This window comes from Streptomyces sp. NBC_00464 (assembly GCF_036013915.1).
In the GTDB taxonomy this organism is placed as follows: Bacteria; Actinomycetota; Actinomycetes; order Streptomycetales; family Streptomycetaceae; genus Streptomyces.
Genome location: NZ_CP107899.1, coordinates 7154160 through 7167288, shown reverse-complemented (window position 1 = coordinate 7167288; position 13129 = coordinate 7154160). Strand labels below are relative to the sequence as shown.

The following is a 13129-nucleotide window of genomic DNA, read 5'->3' as shown; positions in this document are numbered from 1 at the left end:
GTTCCTCACTCGTGAACGGGGGTGTGCGTGGTGATGTGCGGGTGGAGCCCCTGGGATCTCTAGTGCCAGGGGCTCCGCGGGTGGGTCAGGCTGCCGTACTGAGCCGTCTTACGACTCCGCCGGGGCCGAATGGCATCCACCCCTCGCGGTCCGTGCCAATTTCCCGTGCCCAGTAGCGGAAGCCCGGACCCACAAGGGAGTGTTCGTAATCCTCGGAGGGCTTTAGGATTTCGGCGCGCCGGCTGACGTCGAAGGTGCGGGCGGAAATCACGTCTCCGGGGGTCAAGGCGATGGCATCCACGATGTCGCCGGGCAGCTCCTTCACCGGCTCCGCGTCAACGATCTGAGTGGCCTCCAGCACCTCGTCAGCGACAGGAGCAACTTCAGCCGGCGTCTCTTCAGCGACCTTCTCCGCGGGCTTCGGGTACTTGATGTCCGCGAACTTCACACCGTTGCGGAAGGCGACGTCCATCGTCTTGTACGCCGCACTGTGCAGCTGCTGGCCCCGGTAGTTGAACACGAGGACTTCGAACTTCTCCCCGTCCTCCGTGGCGCTGATCATCACCTTGTTCTGCGTGCCGACGTAGGTCGGTAGGTCGGCAAAATCCGTGAGCCTCCATCCATCTCCCGGGCGGTCGGTGTACTGACGCGTGCGCACGGCCTGGCGAAGGCGGTCGTACAGCTTGACGCAGCGGGCGGTTGCCTCGAAGTCGTAGTCAGTCATTTCCTTCTCCTTCGTGAGTGCTTCCTGTTTCGTGAGATGACTATGACACAGTTGGGTTGCGCAACACAACCCCTTCTGTCGAACCTCCGTGTAGCGCTTCACGGAGCAGCGCCACGAGCGACCCTCCGGGCAGCGTCACGACCCAGCCACCGCGCACCCTCGTCCGTCCGTATCCACGCCTCACCGCCTGGCGGAGGAAGTGGCGCTGAGCGACGTCGTCGACGACCGCGGAGCTGCCGCTCTCGAACGTCACGCGGTAGCGCACGGCCGCTCCCTGACGGGCCGGCGGACGTCGATGGGCCGGTCCTGCGAGAGGTACGCCTCCCCGCCTCCGATGAAGAAGACGTGGACGGTCCCTACGGTGAACCGGTGCGCGTGCTCACTGGCGGTCCGGGTGCGGTTGTGGAGGTCGAACTCGTCGCCTCGTCGGATCATGCGGGCCGGGACAGTGAGCTTGATGTGGGCCGGCAGCGTGTTCACGGTGTCTCCTTCGTTGATGACTCGCGGTTGAGATCCACGTTGTCGAGCATGATGCGGACGCGCTCCCCATGGATCAGGTAGTCCGTGACGCGCGCCGTGTCGGCCCGGGGGTAGCTCTCCACCATCCGCCAGGCACGGCTGACGGCGACGGGGTGCGAGATATGCGGGTAGGCAACGGTGAGGGCGGTTGCTGCTCGGCGAATTCTGCGGCGACGGAACATGGTCAGCTCTTCTCCCTCTGGCAGCAGCGGCCGACGCTCATACCCAGTGCCGTGTAGTAGGCAAGCTGGCCGGCCTCCTGGCAGAACACGCACGTACCGGTCACCCCGTCGGGGAGCCATCGCGGCTCCCAGCCCTCGAACGGGCCCATTACGAGCGTGCCGCATGGTGCGCACTCACAGCCGTCTTCATGGTCGTCCATGGCTCCTCTTGACGTCGACGTGATGGAGTGCCCCGGGCGAGACGCGCACTCGCCTGACTGCCTATCCGGGGCGGTGGTTCAAAGGCACTGGCAGATGTAGCAGAAGCCGTCCGCCGTGCACGTCCGCACGTGTCGCGAGATCTGCTCCTCCTGGAACTCCTCGTCGACGAGGCACTCAGGGCACTTGGAGTCCTGGAAGCAGATGATGTTTCCGTTCGGACAGCTGTCTACATCGATGATGTCTCGCATGGTGCATCTCCTTCGTCGGTCTTCGAGTGCCCCGCCGCGGATTCGAACCGCGCGCCGTTGGTGCTGGGGGCGCCGTGGGCTTTCCTATGCGGGGCGGGTGTCAGGCCCCGTTTCGGGCCTGCGCGTCCCCCTCTGATCGCTTGCGTCGGAAGGACGTCGACACGTACAAACCCGTCACGGTGTCGTACACGCCCCAGTACCCGGCAAGGTTATGGACCTCGTAGCGCATCTCTCCTCCTACGGCCTGCCTCATCAGCGCGGGTAGGCCAGTCCCCGCGGACGCCCCGGAGGGCGTTTCGGCTATTCAGCGTCGACGTAGCCGCGCAGGTACACCCACACCTGCGGCTTAGGGGCCGGCTCCGGACGGCACTCCTTGTGATGGGCGTAGACCTTGCCCGCAAAGGTGTTCAGCACGTAGCCGACGTTGGGGTGGAGGTCCGTGTGGCACGTGGCGCACGTCTTGTAGTTCATGTCTGCCCCCCCCCTGCCGGGACCCTCCGTGAGTCCCTGGCGTGGCTCCATAGTGGCACAGTCGGGTTGCGCGACACAACCCCCTTCGTCGAACCTCCGTGAAGCGCTACACGGAGAAGGCCCGGAGCCGTAGCCCCGGGCCTTTCACATCAGCCGGCCAGGAAGGCGGCCATCGCGATCACGTCGGCGCCCGTGTGCTCGGTGCCGGCCAGGAGGGACTTGGCGTGGAAGACGAGGGACTCACGGTCTCCGTTTGTGGCGGGTTCCAGGGGCTGCACCTCATGCATCCAGACCGAGTAATCCTGCCCGTCGCACTGCACGTAGTAGGGGTAGTGGTCGCCGACGTCCAGGCGGGTTACGGTGCCGTACTTTCCGTCGTAGTCGCTCTCGCTGGTTGAGTACTCCCGGACCACGCGCACCCGGTCGTTAACTTTGATGTCGCTCATGCGTTGTCTCCTGCCAGGTAGTCGGCCAGCTTGATCAGGTCATCGGCGTCGAACGTGGCGCTGTCGTTCAGGAGCTGCCGAGCCTGCTCCAGGAGGGTCGCGCGGGACGGACCGGGGGTCGTGACGAGCGGTGCAGCTGCGGCCGGTTCGTCAACGGGCTCCACCTCTGCGCAGTACCACTGCCCGTCCGTGGCTCCGTGCTCTCCGGGCCCGAACCTGACCAGGAAGGGAATGTTGTCGCCCTCCCCGTCGTCGCCAATGAGCGTCCCGACGCGCCCCACGAAGCGGTCACCGCTGTGGTTGGGGTCGCCCAGAATGACGCGCACCCGGTTGCCAACTTGCGGGCGGGTACCGGCCGCCCCCTTCGCTTCTCCCCCGTCGACCTCGTCAGCCAGGGCCAGGATGCCGCGGGCGAAGATGCGGGCGTCGTCCGGTGAGAGGTACGGCTCGGTTACGAGATTCCCAGCCGCATAGCCGTCAAGCGCGATAGACGCGCCGGTACCCCGTGCCACCAACCGCTGCCCCTCGTCGTACCGGCACTGCGCGGTGTACTCCGTCATGTTCTCTCCTCTGTAGGTCTCTGCAGCTCCGTGAGTCGACTCACGGAGGTCACTCGAAGGTGAAGCCGTCCAGCGGGTCGCCGTCGCTCCGTGCCTCCACGGCCAGCAGGACGTCACCGCCCCAGAGAGCGGCCTCCTCCGGTCGCACGCCCTGGACGTCGTAGTCGTCGAGCGAGGGGTATCGGCTCATGTCACGGTTCCTTGTCGGGTGAGTGTTTTACGCAGCTGTGCGAAGGTCGTCGCGCAGTGCGATCTGACGGGCGTTGTCCACTCCGCGGGTGCGGAGGACGCGAACGGCGGCAGGCTTCAGTCCCAGGTCGTCGCCCGCCTGCGCGTCGGTCATCTGCTCCATGCCGATCGCGTAGAAGGCACGGAGGGCGAACGCCTGCCGGGGCGGGATCTCACTCAGCAGGTAGTGAGCCAGTGCCTGCTTGTCGGCCGTATCGGTGAAGGTTGCGCCGGCCTCAGGGATGGTGTCCGCGAGGGTCATCGAGTCGTCGTCGTGGCCCGCAGGAGAGGAAAGGCTGAGCGTCTGCGCGAGTGCTTCACGAACGCTCACAAACACTTCACGTGAGATGCGTCGACGCGGGTCCTCGTTGCTGGATACGATCATCCAAGCGCCTTCCTCGTCGCCCTCTGTTACCCAGAGCGCGTGACTTACGGCGTGCACCACCGACGGCTCAATGGTGAGTCCCGTCGTGTTCTTGACCCACAGTCGCGCGACTGCCTTACGCACCCCGGCGTAGGCGTACGTGCTGAGCTTGGCCGCGGAGGAGTCGGTGTTGTAGCTGCGCACGTGCTGGATCAATTCGATCCGGGCGTCCTGCATGAGGTCTTCCACGTCCGACGGTGAGGCGTTCGGGGCCACCTGGCGGACAATGCTGCTGAGCATCGCCTCGTGCTCGGTGATGATCTCCCACATGGCGTCCTGATCCCCGCCCTGTGCGGCCTGGATCGTCTCGGTAGCGATGGTGACGGTCATGTGGGCTCCTCTGTTTGCGTCTTGAGTGAGTTATGGCGGGGCTGGGCGAGAATGTTTCACGTGACTTTTGTGGGCTGGATCACACTTGGTACGGCGCCCCCGGGTACGCCAGATCCAGCCCCGTCGCGGGGCGATGAAGAGGGGTGGGCTCCGTGTAGCGCTAGACGGAGCTAGAGATCTTTGATCGTCATCCCGTACGCCTCCGCCAAGGTGACGTCAGCAACGGCCAGCGGGCAGAACTCCCAGCCGGCGGAGCGGTAGAGCGCATCGGCGTCAAGGAGCCGGCTCTCCGAGTGGTGCAGAAGCGGCAGATCCAGCAGTCCCGCCAGCTCCATCAGGTCCCCCAGCTGCTCCAGAGTGGAGCGGGCCCCCGTCAGTACGTTCATTGCATCCCCCCGGGAATCCGACCGGCTCCCCCTCCCAGTGGGAAAGTGCCCGGTCCATTGATGCTGTGGCGCCCCGTACATACGCGCGGGCATATGTTGCGTACGAGATACCAATTTCGAGTTGTTCCACTAGCGCCGCTCGGGCGCCGTCCAGGGCGATGTTCTCGGTCGGACGGGATGGGTCGTGCGTCGCACTGCGGCCGGTCCCGTCCGGATCTACGTCAGGGCGTCGGCCCGGCATCTCTGACGCATCGTCGTATATGGACGCCATGTGTCGAAGTTCGATCAAGTCGCGCTCCAGCGCGTCCAGAAGGTCCTTCAGATGATGTCCGTCTGCGACGTGATTTGGACTGTAGGTCACGAGCCCTCCCCGGGCAATCGACGTGCGGCTGAGATACGAGGGGCACTGTGCCCGCGATGCCCCGGTTTGCCGGGGTTCACGCACACCCTGCGTAAGTAGTACTTCTGTCGCGCGACCCATCGGACCTGCGGATATGTCGCGCGACCCAAGTCCGTGCAGGACTGAACCACGTTACAGACTTGTTACCTTGTGGAGGATGTGTGTGCGCGTCGATCACGCGAGATTGCGCGCTGCGTAACCGTAACCTCGCGCTCCGTATCTAGCTGAGCTGCGAGAACTGACAGCCAGTCGGACATGTCCAGATCAGACTTGGCCCGGTTGCACTCCGCGCACGCCGGCGCGATGTTGAACGACTCGTGAACTCCCCCCTTCGCAAGGGGAATTATGTGGTCCGCTTCGGCTACAACCATTGGGCCGAATGGAGCGTCACAGTAGACACAGGCCCACCACTCCAGCTCCTCCCACCGTCGCAGAGTGTCACGGTGTGACGGTCCGTGGGGTGGCTCGGGTGCACGCATAGGGGGCGATATGGGACGCGAACGGAAGACCGACCGGACGGCAGCAGGGGCGAATCCAGCCACTGCCGTTCGGTCAACTCCGGTCACCCGGTGCACGGATGGCGCAGGCAGCCGGGCGGGGCTCATGCGCGAGCCAGTTCCGCGGCTGCAGCTGCGTCGGGGTGAGCGGCGTACCACTCGTCGTTGGCGGTCATGGTGGCCGCCTTCTTCATGTATCCGCCGCCCCAGGAGCGGCCCCACACGGCGTCGTTCAGATCCGCGTCCAGCGGGACGCCGAAGAAGTCCATCGTCATCGTCTCCGCCACCTCGCGCGCGACGTCCTGAGCGATGTCCTCGGGAGCGCACCCAAGAGCCTCGTCGTGCACCAACAGGAGCAGGTAGTCCGTCAGGCCCTTGTCGTCCATGTCCAACACCGCCTGGCACAGAACGTCCCGCGCGGTCGACTGCACCGCGTAGTTGGTGGCCGCGTACACACGGTCCCGGTCCAGCGGGAGCCGGCGGCCGACGGGAGTCCAGACGATGTAGCCGTCCCTGCGTGCCTCTCGCTGCAGCTTCTGCGAGTAGCGCTTGACTCCGGGGTACACCCGGTCGTACGCGGCGATGGCGGTCTTCACCTCAGCCAGGGGCGCGCCAGTCTGCCGACTGAGGGTTGTTGCGCCTCCCCCGTAGACCTTGCCGAAGCCCACGCCCTTGCCCATCTTGCGGTGCCGCTTGGTGAAGTTCGGGCCCCAGATGAGTTCCGCAGTGAAGTCGTGAAGGTCCCTCCCCTCCGTGATCGCGCGCTTCATGGTGGTCTCGTTGGCCAGGGCCGCCAGGACGCGCATCTCCACGGCGCTGTAGTCGATGCTGAACATCCGCATCCCCGGGTCTGCCAGGAGTGCGCGGCGGATCGTCCAGTCCCCTGACGGCAGCTGCTGTAGCGGAGGGCCGGAGATGGACATGCGGGCGGTCCGGGCCTGGAGACTGTTGATCTTCGGATGGATGCGCCCGTTGACGTCCAGGCCGTCGCGCATGGCGATGCCGTACGACGTCGACCACTTACCCGCCCGCTTGCTGCGGAGCACGGCGTCAGCCAGCGGGTTTGCCTCGCGAGCCCCGCGCGGCTGCCACTGCTCGTCCAGGTCGGCCAGGTCCAGCAAGATGGACTTGTCCACCTTCAGAGCCCCACTGTCAGTGGTTTCCGTTAGCGTCTCCCCCATGCCGACAAGAGCCGTCGCCACCTGCTTCGGGGAGTTCACCGACGTCACGCCGTACTTCGTCGCCTTGCCCGCGTGGAGCTTGGCCTCCTCCTCCAGCCGGCCCACGAGGTCGGCCACGTACGGCTGGTCCACGAGCATCCCGCGCCGCTCCATCTTGGCGCAGACGAGCATCACGCGGTGCTCGAAGTCGACGAGGCGCTGTGCTACGCCGACCGTGCGGAGACGCTCCTCCAGGACCGGTAGGAGTCGAGAGACGAGGATCGCGTCCAAACCTGCGTACGCGAGATATGTCGGGTGGTTGATGTCAATCGCGGCCCACCCACTGGCCTTCGTCTCGCCGATGGAGTGGAACACCTTCGTCAGGTCTTCCTGTGTGTCCGGCGCCGACGGATCGACGTCCTTCGCACACAGCTCCTTCAGCCGCAGGCCGTATCCGCCTTCGTGGGATGGGCGCGAGTCGTACAAATGCGCCACGATCTTGGAGTCAGTCGCCTTCGGGCCCATCACCTCCAGCGGAGTCCCTAGGTGCCGGTCCAGGACCAGCAGGTCGAAGGTGGCATTGTGGAACACCAGCCGCGGGAGCGCCAGGAGCGCCCAGCGAGCCGCTTCCTGCAGCAGCGGGCGGTCCTCGACCTGGAGCACCCACGCGTCCCGGGCGTCGCCCAGCTGTACCGTGCGAAGGCGATAGGTCGGGCTGAAGGTGTCGAGTCCGGTCGTTTCTGTGTCTGCCCCGACCATCTCCCCCGCGCGGGCCTTGCGCTCCACCCAGCGACGGAACTCGTCCAGGTCTGCGGCCGTCTCCGGGACGCGGGTCATGGTCTCGTCGCCGGCGATGGTGTACGGGAAATACTTCATGCTGCGTCCCCCTTCTGCTGTCCGAAGATGTCTGTCGGCCCTGCCGGAACGTCGTTTGACTGCTCGCTGACGTCCTCCGCCAGTCGACTTGCGCGGGCGCGCTCGTCGTCGGTCATGAGCCGGATGCCGTTGAAGCCCCACGCGCTCTTGCGCTTGTCTTTCTTGAAGCCGCGGGACTCAAGCTCGATCGCGAGGGCCCACCCCGACAGCCGCTCCTTGCGGTCAAGTCCGGCGTCTTCTGCCCACTCTGCGTAGGTCCGACGGATGGCCATGGGGGCTACCCGCGCGCCCTCCTCGCGGACGGTGCAGGCGTTGAGGAACTCCTGTAGGCGGTCCTCCGACTCCCGGTAGTCCTGCGTGGCAGTGGCAACAGAGGACGGCTCTCCGAGCCCCTGCGCGTACCACTCCACGGCGCCGGCGACGGACCAAGCGAGGATGCCCTCCGCCTCCTCGCGCAGCTTGGCGGGGAGGGTTGTGTCCTTGTTGCCACGGGCGTAGGAGAACGTGGCGTCGAAGGGGATCAGCTTGACCCGACGCCAGGTCCCCTCGTCCTGCGACAGGATCGCGGGCTTGAAGTTGCCGGCCACAAGGAGGAGGAACGACGGCACGTAGGTGAACGGGTTCTGGTTCAGGAAGCGGCACGTGATCGGGTCGCCTCCCGTCAGCTGCTTCACGAGCGCCTCAGCCAGGCGGCTGTACTTCTCCGTTTCCGACGCAGTCACGAGCCGCGCCCCACGGAGGGACGCCAGTTCGGGACTTGCCTGGCCGACGTTCACGGACTTCTCGAAGGTGCTGAACTGCGTCGCTTGCGTGACGCCCTTGAACACGTGGATAAGCGCGTCAAGGAACACCGACTTTCCGTTGCTCCCCTGCCCGTGGAGGAAGGCGAAGCAGTGCTCCGATGTGCTCCCGGTGCAGCCGTAGCCGACGAGCCGCTTCATGAATCCGGGGAGATCGGGATGTCCCGGGAACACCTCCGTCAGGAACTGATCCCACCGCTCCGCAGGCGCGTCCGGGTGGTACGCGACATCGAGTCGCTTGGTGATCATATCCGACGGAGCGTGCGGCTGAAGTTTGCCCGTCCGCAGGTTGACCGTCCCGTTCTTCACGCTCAGCAGCTCGTGGTTCGCGTCGAAGTCCGCGGCTTGCGCGGGCACTCCCGGCGCACTCGGCAGCTCCTTCATCACGGCGTCGATGCTTCGGTTCGACAGCGCCTTCAGCGCAAGCCGGCGCTTCGAGTCGTCGGCCGAAGCGATCAGTTCGGCGCCCATCAGATGGAGGTATTCGCGGACCTTGTCGCCTCCCGGCGCCCACACCTTGCCGTCCCAGCAGAGGTAGCCGAGCCCCTTGGCGTACCGGACTCCCCCGCCGTTGGCGGTGATGAAGTCGCGGAGCATGACGGCAATGCCGACGTCGGTGTTGTCGAAGAGGCTGCGCGCGGACTCCGACATGGTGTCCAGTGCGGCGTCAGTGGCGGGCATGTCAGCCTCCTTCGGCGGTGTGGGTGCAGGCGTTTTGGGCTGCTCCAGTTCGACGACCGGGGCGGAGCGAACAGCCGTGTGCAGTTCTGCGGGGAACGTCTCCGGCGTCCTCTCCCTCCAGTCGGTCAAGTCCTCCTTGGCGTTGGGGAACGGAAGCTGCCGCGGAGCGTTGCCGTCGGCCACAAGCGCCGTTGCCAGGGCGCCAATCCCGCGGGCTCCTGCGTCGTCGGGGTCGAAGGCAAGGACTACGTCACGGCCGCGGAGCTGCTCCACGAGTTCGGCGACGAGGGCGGCGTTACGGGCCAAGCCGGCACCGCGGATGATGAGCGCGTCATAACCGACGCCGACGGAGGTCAGTCCGTCCCCCGGCCCTTCGGTCACGAGAATCGTGTCGTAGCCCGTGCCGGCGGAGAGGACGCCGTACTTCGCCCACGTCTTGCCGTCGACGTTCGCCAGCGACACCCATCGTGCGGGGCACTTGCCGGACAGGTCGCGACCCTGGAGGCCGCGAACCACTCCGTCGAAGCCAGCCAGCGGGACAGTCAGCCGCGGGTACCGGGTAAACCCCCGCGTCAGCCACGGCTGCGAGCGGTCACCGGGCGCCGCGTATCCGACGTCCAGGTCTTCCGCCTGCTCCACGGTGAGGCCGAAACGGTCAGCCAGGTACGCCACCGCCTCCGCGGAGTCCGTCAGTGCGGCCGACGTCTCGTCGACGAACATCCTCAGACCGGCGATCTCCCCCGGGCCGATGCTCTCCGGGGCCTTCGCGCTGATGGTCTTCACGCCCTGGCCGTCGACGTTGAAGAGGTCCGCGGCCGTCAGGTTGGCAGCCTTCAGGATGTCCGACTTTGCACAGCCGGTCCGGCAGACCATGAGGAGCATTCCATCGGACTTCAGCGTCAACTTGAGTGAGGGGTGTGTCCGGTCAGGGTGCGCAGGGCACAGAGCCAGCCAGCCATCGTGATCTTGTTCGACCCTGCCGAATCGATCCAGGATGTCGGTCAGTCGCACGGCTCTCCTTCCGTCGTGGGCGGTCTCCTACGCCAAAAGCCCCCTGCTCCGGAGAGGCAGGGGGCTAGGCACTTGCGTGAGTCGACTCGCGGGCTACTCGTCGTCCTCGGTTTCCTCGTACGTCACTGACGTCGGAGAGGCGCCGTACGCCGTGAAGTGCGACGCGTGCTTGTCTCCGCGCGAAAGCACGTGGGCAACCCACCCGCGGGCGTCCTCCGCGGACAGCTCCCCGCCCTCGTACCCGTCGCCGTCTTCCTTGACGACGAGTGTCGCGGTGAACCTGATGACGGCCTGCTGTCTCACGCTGCCTCCCGGTGTTCCTTGTCGATGTCGTACCAGCGGTCGAAGTCGCGGTCCTGAAGCGCTTCTTCCATGTCCCGCAGCCGGTTCATCAACCGCACGTCCGTCGCCACATCGCGCACGACGTAGCCGTCCGCGACGCCCTTCATGCGCCGCTTGACGACCGCGCAGCCGAAGGGCTCGCCGGCGTGGACGGCCTCCCGGTTTGCCTGCTCGATGTATGAGGAGAGGGTGATCGTCCGCTCCGCCTTCAGCTCTGAAGCGTGGAGGTAGTAGCCGCTGACGTCGCCAATGTCCTTCGAGCCCATCTGGACATTGCGATGGGCTGCGGGGTTGTGGTGTTCACGGATGTAGGCGGTCCAGAGGGACTCCCAGGCGGTGCCCTTAGCCTTCGACGGGTTCGCCATCCTGCTCCTTCCTCCACGGCAGATCTTCGAGCTGCATCCCCGACTCCACGCGGTAGAGCAGCCCCCAGCCGTCAGCGGTGCGTCCGTAAATTTCGCCGCCACGAGCGCCGCCCCAGGTGCGGTAGCCCACAGCCAGCTTCGCCAGCCAGATACCTGCGTGGTACTTCACCTCCGGCCGACGGTCCGGAACAACGGAGGCGTAGGGGTCGGCCTTGAGCTTCGCGAGAAACGGAGCGCACTGGTCTTCCATACTCATGCACTCCCCTCCCGCAGCTCCAGCGCCTTGCGCCTCAGCACGCCCGGCAGATCCGTAGTCCGGGTCAGCTCCTCCACCAACTCCTCCAGCACGCCGGCCAGCAGCGCGCGAACGTCGACGTCGGGGCGGATCTCGGTGAGCGGGCCGTGTTGCTCGTTGACGTCTTCGATCGACGCCGTGCAGCCGAGAGTGGTGGTCTGGCTGCGTGCCGACTGCGTGAAGCGCAGCATGCCCGGCTCGTACTCCGTCCACGTGTCGCCGTCGCAGTCCTTGAACTGTCGGTCGCTCATACGCTCTCCCCTCTCGGTGCGTGCAGGTGGGCGTAGAGCCGCGACAGTGCCGGCCAGAAGGAGGGATCGATGACCCGTTGCAGCTCTTCGAGAAGCCGCTCCCGCTCCTCGGTGGTGAGGTAGACGCAGTACTGATGGAGCGTGGCCGACTTTCGGTAGGCCCTCATGCGCTCTCCACCTTTCTCATGAACTCCTCCGTCAGCCAGGGCCACGCGGCGTAGACGCTCCGCGGGCGGTCGACAATGATCGGCTCTTCATCGGGGTCAGCGCGGACGAGGTGGAGTCCGGGGCCGTCGCCGATCACGGCGCCTCCACGTAGTCGCCGTAGCTGAAGTCCGTGTCCCGGACGGTGTAGTGCAGTTCGTGAACGCTGGCGTGGTCGGGCTGCTGGTCCTGATGAGCGAAGTAGGCCGCCGGGTCGTCGGTGTAGACCTGCACCGTGTAAGGCCCGTCCCAGTCAGGTTCGTTGTCCCACTGCGCGCGGATCCGGAACACGCTGCCGTCGAAGACGCCCATCAGCCGCCCCACTTCCCGGTCTCGGTGTTGCGCTCGTCGAACGGCTCCCACGCAAGCGAGGCGCGCTCGATGCACGTGCGGACGATGCGGACGCCGACCTTCTCCGGGGGTGGCGGCCTGCGGTAGCCCATGCGCAGCAGCTCCGCGGCTTCACGGGTCGCCTGCCGGCGTGCGTTCCCCGCGCTCTGGTACGGGCCACGAACGGCGGTCTGGATCTCGTCGTCGTACTCGTCCAGGTAGTAAGGGACGTCGCGGTTGGTCTGCCAGTCGTAGGCGGGGTTGGACGTCCGCTGCTGGTACTCCACGACAGAGCGCCACTGCTCCATGTCGTTCAGTGCGCCGTTCGTCGCCATCAGCGCTCCTCCCCCGTCACGTGCGCCGGCACGGTGCCGTCCGCCTTGCGGAGGACGAGGACGTTGGACCCGACTTCGCTGCGCCGGGCTGAGCCGCTCCAGTTGGACCGAGTGACCTCCATCATCGGGCGGCCCGACGGCGCGAAGTAGACGACGCCCAGCTTGAAGAAGCTGGAGGATGACGCCGCCGAAAGGACGTAGTCGCCCTCTTCGATGGCCGTTCCGAACGAGTCCTGCATCAGTTCTCCTCCCGGTTCCTCACGTCGACCACGGCGCCACGCTTCAGCGCGACTCCGATGGCCTCCCAGTACTTCGCGAAGTCCTTGCGCTGCACGGCCGACCGACGGACGCGGATCACGTCGTCCTTGCCGGCCGTGCGGATGTCGCCCAGCGCGGGGGCGTTGGCGTCGTCGATGGTGTGGATGGCGGTCATGCGGTGACCTTCGTGAGGGGTGCCCATCCGTCGACGACCTCACTGAGCGTCCAGCACGAATCCCCGAACTTGCCTCTGTTGGAATCCCAGAACCGCCCCCGCGGAGTCTCTCCGGGGCCAGCCGTGCCGGCTTCGAAGGTGAACTTGTCGCCCACCCGGTCCTGGTACGTCGCGCCCATCTCGTACGTGACGCCCTCGTACTCGAACGTGTCGGCCGCCGGCTCCGGATTCGCGGGTCGGGTCAGCGCCTGGTGGATGCGGTACACGTCACCACTGGACGAAACCTGTCCGATGAACCCCCGCAACGCGTCCGCCTCGTCCTCCGTCAGCCGGAGAACGACGAACGTCTCCTCCACCGTCTTCGTGCGGGTCTCGTACTGTGCCTCAGCCATGCGCTCTCCTCGTCTCGGCTGTGCTCCTACGCACTCAG

General features: G+C 66.1%; 25 protein-coding genes, 1 other RNA gene and 1 pseudogene. All 27 read right to left on the bottom strand.

Annotation, left to right across the window (positions count from 1 at the left end):
- Window positions 1–85: 85 nt before the first annotated feature.
- The 27 genes and pseudogenes from OG912_RS32455 to OG912_RS32335 all read right to left on the bottom strand — a co-directional run bounded on the left by OG912_RS32455 (window position 86) and on the right by OG912_RS32335 (window position 13091).
- Window positions 86–724, bottom strand: a complete 639-nt coding sequence (locus tag OG912_RS32455) for a hypothetical protein (RefSeq protein ID WP_327712438.1) — start codon at window positions 722–724, stop codon at window positions 86–88.
- Between the two features lie 249 nt (window positions 725–973).
- Entirely contained in the window at window positions 974–1204 is a 231-nt protein-coding gene (locus OG912_RS32450) for a hypothetical protein (RefSeq protein WP_327712437.1), read from the bottom strand.
- The gene (locus OG912_RS32445) at window positions 1201–1425 is read right to left on the bottom strand and encodes a hypothetical protein (RefSeq protein WP_327712436.1); all 225 of its coding nucleotides are present in this window, start codon (window positions 1423–1425) and stop codon (window positions 1201–1203) included. The genes OG912_RS32450 and OG912_RS32445 overlap by 4 nt, the downstream gene beginning before the upstream one ends.
- 2 nt (window positions 1426–1427) lie before the next feature.
- Window positions 1428–1625 carry a hypothetical protein gene (locus OG912_RS32440; protein ID WP_327712435.1) on the bottom strand — a complete coding sequence of 66 codons (198 nt, stop codon included), beginning with the start codon at window positions 1623–1625 and terminating at the stop codon, window positions 1428–1430.
- 78 nt (window positions 1626–1703) lie between these two features.
- Window positions 1704–1874 carry a hypothetical protein gene (locus tag OG912_RS32435; RefSeq protein ID WP_327712434.1) on the bottom strand — a complete coding sequence of 57 codons (171 nt, stop codon included), beginning with the start codon at window positions 1872–1874 and terminating at the stop codon, window positions 1704–1706.
- 238 nt (window positions 1875–2112) lie between these two features.
- Window positions 2113–2176: hammerhead ribozyme type II (locus tag OG912_RS32430), an RNA gene on the bottom strand.
- Window positions 2175–2345 (bottom strand): hypothetical protein, encoded by a 171-nt coding sequence (locus tag OG912_RS32425; protein ID WP_327712433.1) that lies wholly within the window; start codon window positions 2343–2345, stop codon window positions 2175–2177. Before OG912_RS32425 ends, OG912_RS32430 begins: the two co-directional genes overlap by 2 nt.
- A gap of 149 nt (window positions 2346–2494) precedes the next feature.
- On the bottom strand, window positions 2495–2791 hold the full coding sequence (locus OG912_RS32420; protein WP_327712432.1) for a hypothetical protein: 297 nt from the start codon (window positions 2789–2791) through the stop codon (window positions 2495–2497).
- Window positions 2788–3351, bottom strand: a complete 564-nt coding sequence (locus tag OG912_RS32415) for a hypothetical protein (protein WP_327712431.1) — start codon at window positions 3349–3351, stop codon at window positions 2788–2790. The genes OG912_RS32420 and OG912_RS32415 overlap by 4 nt, the downstream gene beginning before the upstream one ends.
- 49 nt (window positions 3352–3400) lie before the next feature.
- Window positions 3401–3541, bottom strand: coding sequence for a hypothetical protein (locus tag OG912_RS32410; protein WP_327712430.1), 141 nt, complete (start codon window positions 3539–3541; stop codon window positions 3401–3403).
- Window positions 3542–3568: 27 nt separating this feature from the next.
- On the bottom strand, window positions 3569–4333 hold the full coding sequence (locus OG912_RS32405) for a sigma-70 family RNA polymerase sigma factor (RefSeq protein ID WP_327712428.1): 765 nt from the start codon (window positions 4331–4333) through the stop codon (window positions 3569–3571).
- A gap of 170 nt (window positions 4334–4503) precedes the next feature.
- The gene (locus OG912_RS32400) at window positions 4504–4719 is read right to left on the bottom strand and encodes a hypothetical protein (protein WP_327712427.1); all 216 of its coding nucleotides are present in this window, start codon (window positions 4717–4719) and stop codon (window positions 4504–4506) included.
- A gap of 40 nt (window positions 4720–4759) precedes the next feature.
- A pseudogene (locus OG912_RS40145) lies at window positions 4760–5200 on the bottom strand (DUF7169 domain-containing protein); the annotation flags it as partial.
- A gap of 62 nt (window positions 5201–5262) precedes the next feature.
- Window positions 5263–5598, bottom strand: a complete 336-nt coding sequence (locus tag OG912_RS40140; RefSeq protein ID WP_443061040.1) for an HNH endonuclease — start codon at window positions 5596–5598, stop codon at window positions 5263–5265.
- 122 nt (window positions 5599–5720) lie between these two features.
- Window positions 5721–7652, bottom strand: coding sequence for a DNA polymerase (locus OG912_RS32395; RefSeq protein ID WP_327712426.1), 1932 nt, complete (start codon window positions 7650–7652; stop codon window positions 5721–5723).
- Window positions 7649–10144 (bottom strand): phage/plasmid primase, P4 family, encoded by a 2496-nt coding sequence (locus OG912_RS32390; RefSeq protein ID WP_327712425.1) that lies wholly within the window; start codon window positions 10142–10144, stop codon window positions 7649–7651. The genes OG912_RS32395 and OG912_RS32390 overlap by 4 nt, the downstream gene beginning before the upstream one ends.
- 93 nt (window positions 10145–10237) lie before the next feature.
- On the bottom strand, window positions 10238–10447 hold the full coding sequence (locus tag OG912_RS32385) for a hypothetical protein (protein WP_327712424.1): 210 nt from the start codon (window positions 10445–10447) through the stop codon (window positions 10238–10240).
- Window positions 10444–10851 carry a hypothetical protein gene (locus tag OG912_RS32380; RefSeq protein ID WP_327712423.1) on the bottom strand — a complete coding sequence of 136 codons (408 nt, stop codon included), beginning with the start codon at window positions 10849–10851 and terminating at the stop codon, window positions 10444–10446. Before OG912_RS32380 ends, OG912_RS32385 begins: the two co-directional genes overlap by 4 nt.
- A complete protein-coding gene (locus OG912_RS32375) occupies window positions 10829–11107 on the bottom strand; it encodes a hypothetical protein (RefSeq protein ID WP_327712422.1) in 279 nt (92 codons plus the stop codon). The genes OG912_RS32380 and OG912_RS32375 overlap by 23 nt, the downstream gene beginning before the upstream one ends.
- Window positions 11104–11397 (bottom strand): hypothetical protein, encoded by a 294-nt coding sequence (locus tag OG912_RS32370; protein WP_327712421.1) that lies wholly within the window; start codon window positions 11395–11397, stop codon window positions 11104–11106. Before OG912_RS32370 ends, OG912_RS32375 begins: the two co-directional genes overlap by 4 nt.
- Window positions 11394–11564, bottom strand: a complete 171-nt coding sequence (locus OG912_RS32365; protein WP_327712420.1) for a hypothetical protein — start codon at window positions 11562–11564, stop codon at window positions 11394–11396. The genes OG912_RS32370 and OG912_RS32365 overlap by 4 nt, the downstream gene beginning before the upstream one ends.
- Window positions 11561–11701 carry a hypothetical protein gene (locus OG912_RS32360; protein WP_327712419.1) on the bottom strand — a complete coding sequence of 47 codons (141 nt, stop codon included), beginning with the start codon at window positions 11699–11701 and terminating at the stop codon, window positions 11561–11563. Before OG912_RS32360 ends, OG912_RS32365 begins: the two co-directional genes overlap by 4 nt.
- A complete protein-coding gene (locus OG912_RS32355; RefSeq protein WP_327712418.1) occupies window positions 11698–11913 on the bottom strand; it encodes a hypothetical protein in 216 nt (71 codons plus the stop codon). The genes OG912_RS32360 and OG912_RS32355 overlap by 4 nt, the downstream gene beginning before the upstream one ends.
- The gene (locus tag OG912_RS32350) at window positions 11913–12266 is read right to left on the bottom strand and encodes a hypothetical protein (protein WP_327712417.1); all 354 of its coding nucleotides are present in this window, start codon (window positions 12264–12266) and stop codon (window positions 11913–11915) included. Before OG912_RS32350 ends, OG912_RS32355 begins: the two co-directional genes overlap by 1 nt.
- On the bottom strand, window positions 12266–12505 hold the full coding sequence (locus tag OG912_RS32345; protein WP_327712416.1) for a hypothetical protein: 240 nt from the start codon (window positions 12503–12505) through the stop codon (window positions 12266–12268). Before OG912_RS32345 ends, OG912_RS32350 begins: the two co-directional genes overlap by 1 nt.
- A complete protein-coding gene (locus tag OG912_RS32340; RefSeq protein ID WP_327712415.1) occupies window positions 12505–12699 on the bottom strand; it encodes a hypothetical protein in 195 nt (64 codons plus the stop codon). The genes OG912_RS32345 and OG912_RS32340 overlap by 1 nt, the downstream gene beginning before the upstream one ends.
- Window positions 12696–13091: a phiSA1p31-related protein gene (locus OG912_RS32335; RefSeq protein WP_327712414.1), complete on the bottom strand. Its 396-nt coding sequence runs from the start codon at window positions 13089–13091 to the stop codon at window positions 12696–12698. The genes OG912_RS32340 and OG912_RS32335 overlap by 4 nt, the downstream gene beginning before the upstream one ends.
- Window positions 13092–13129: the final 38 nt, after the last annotated feature.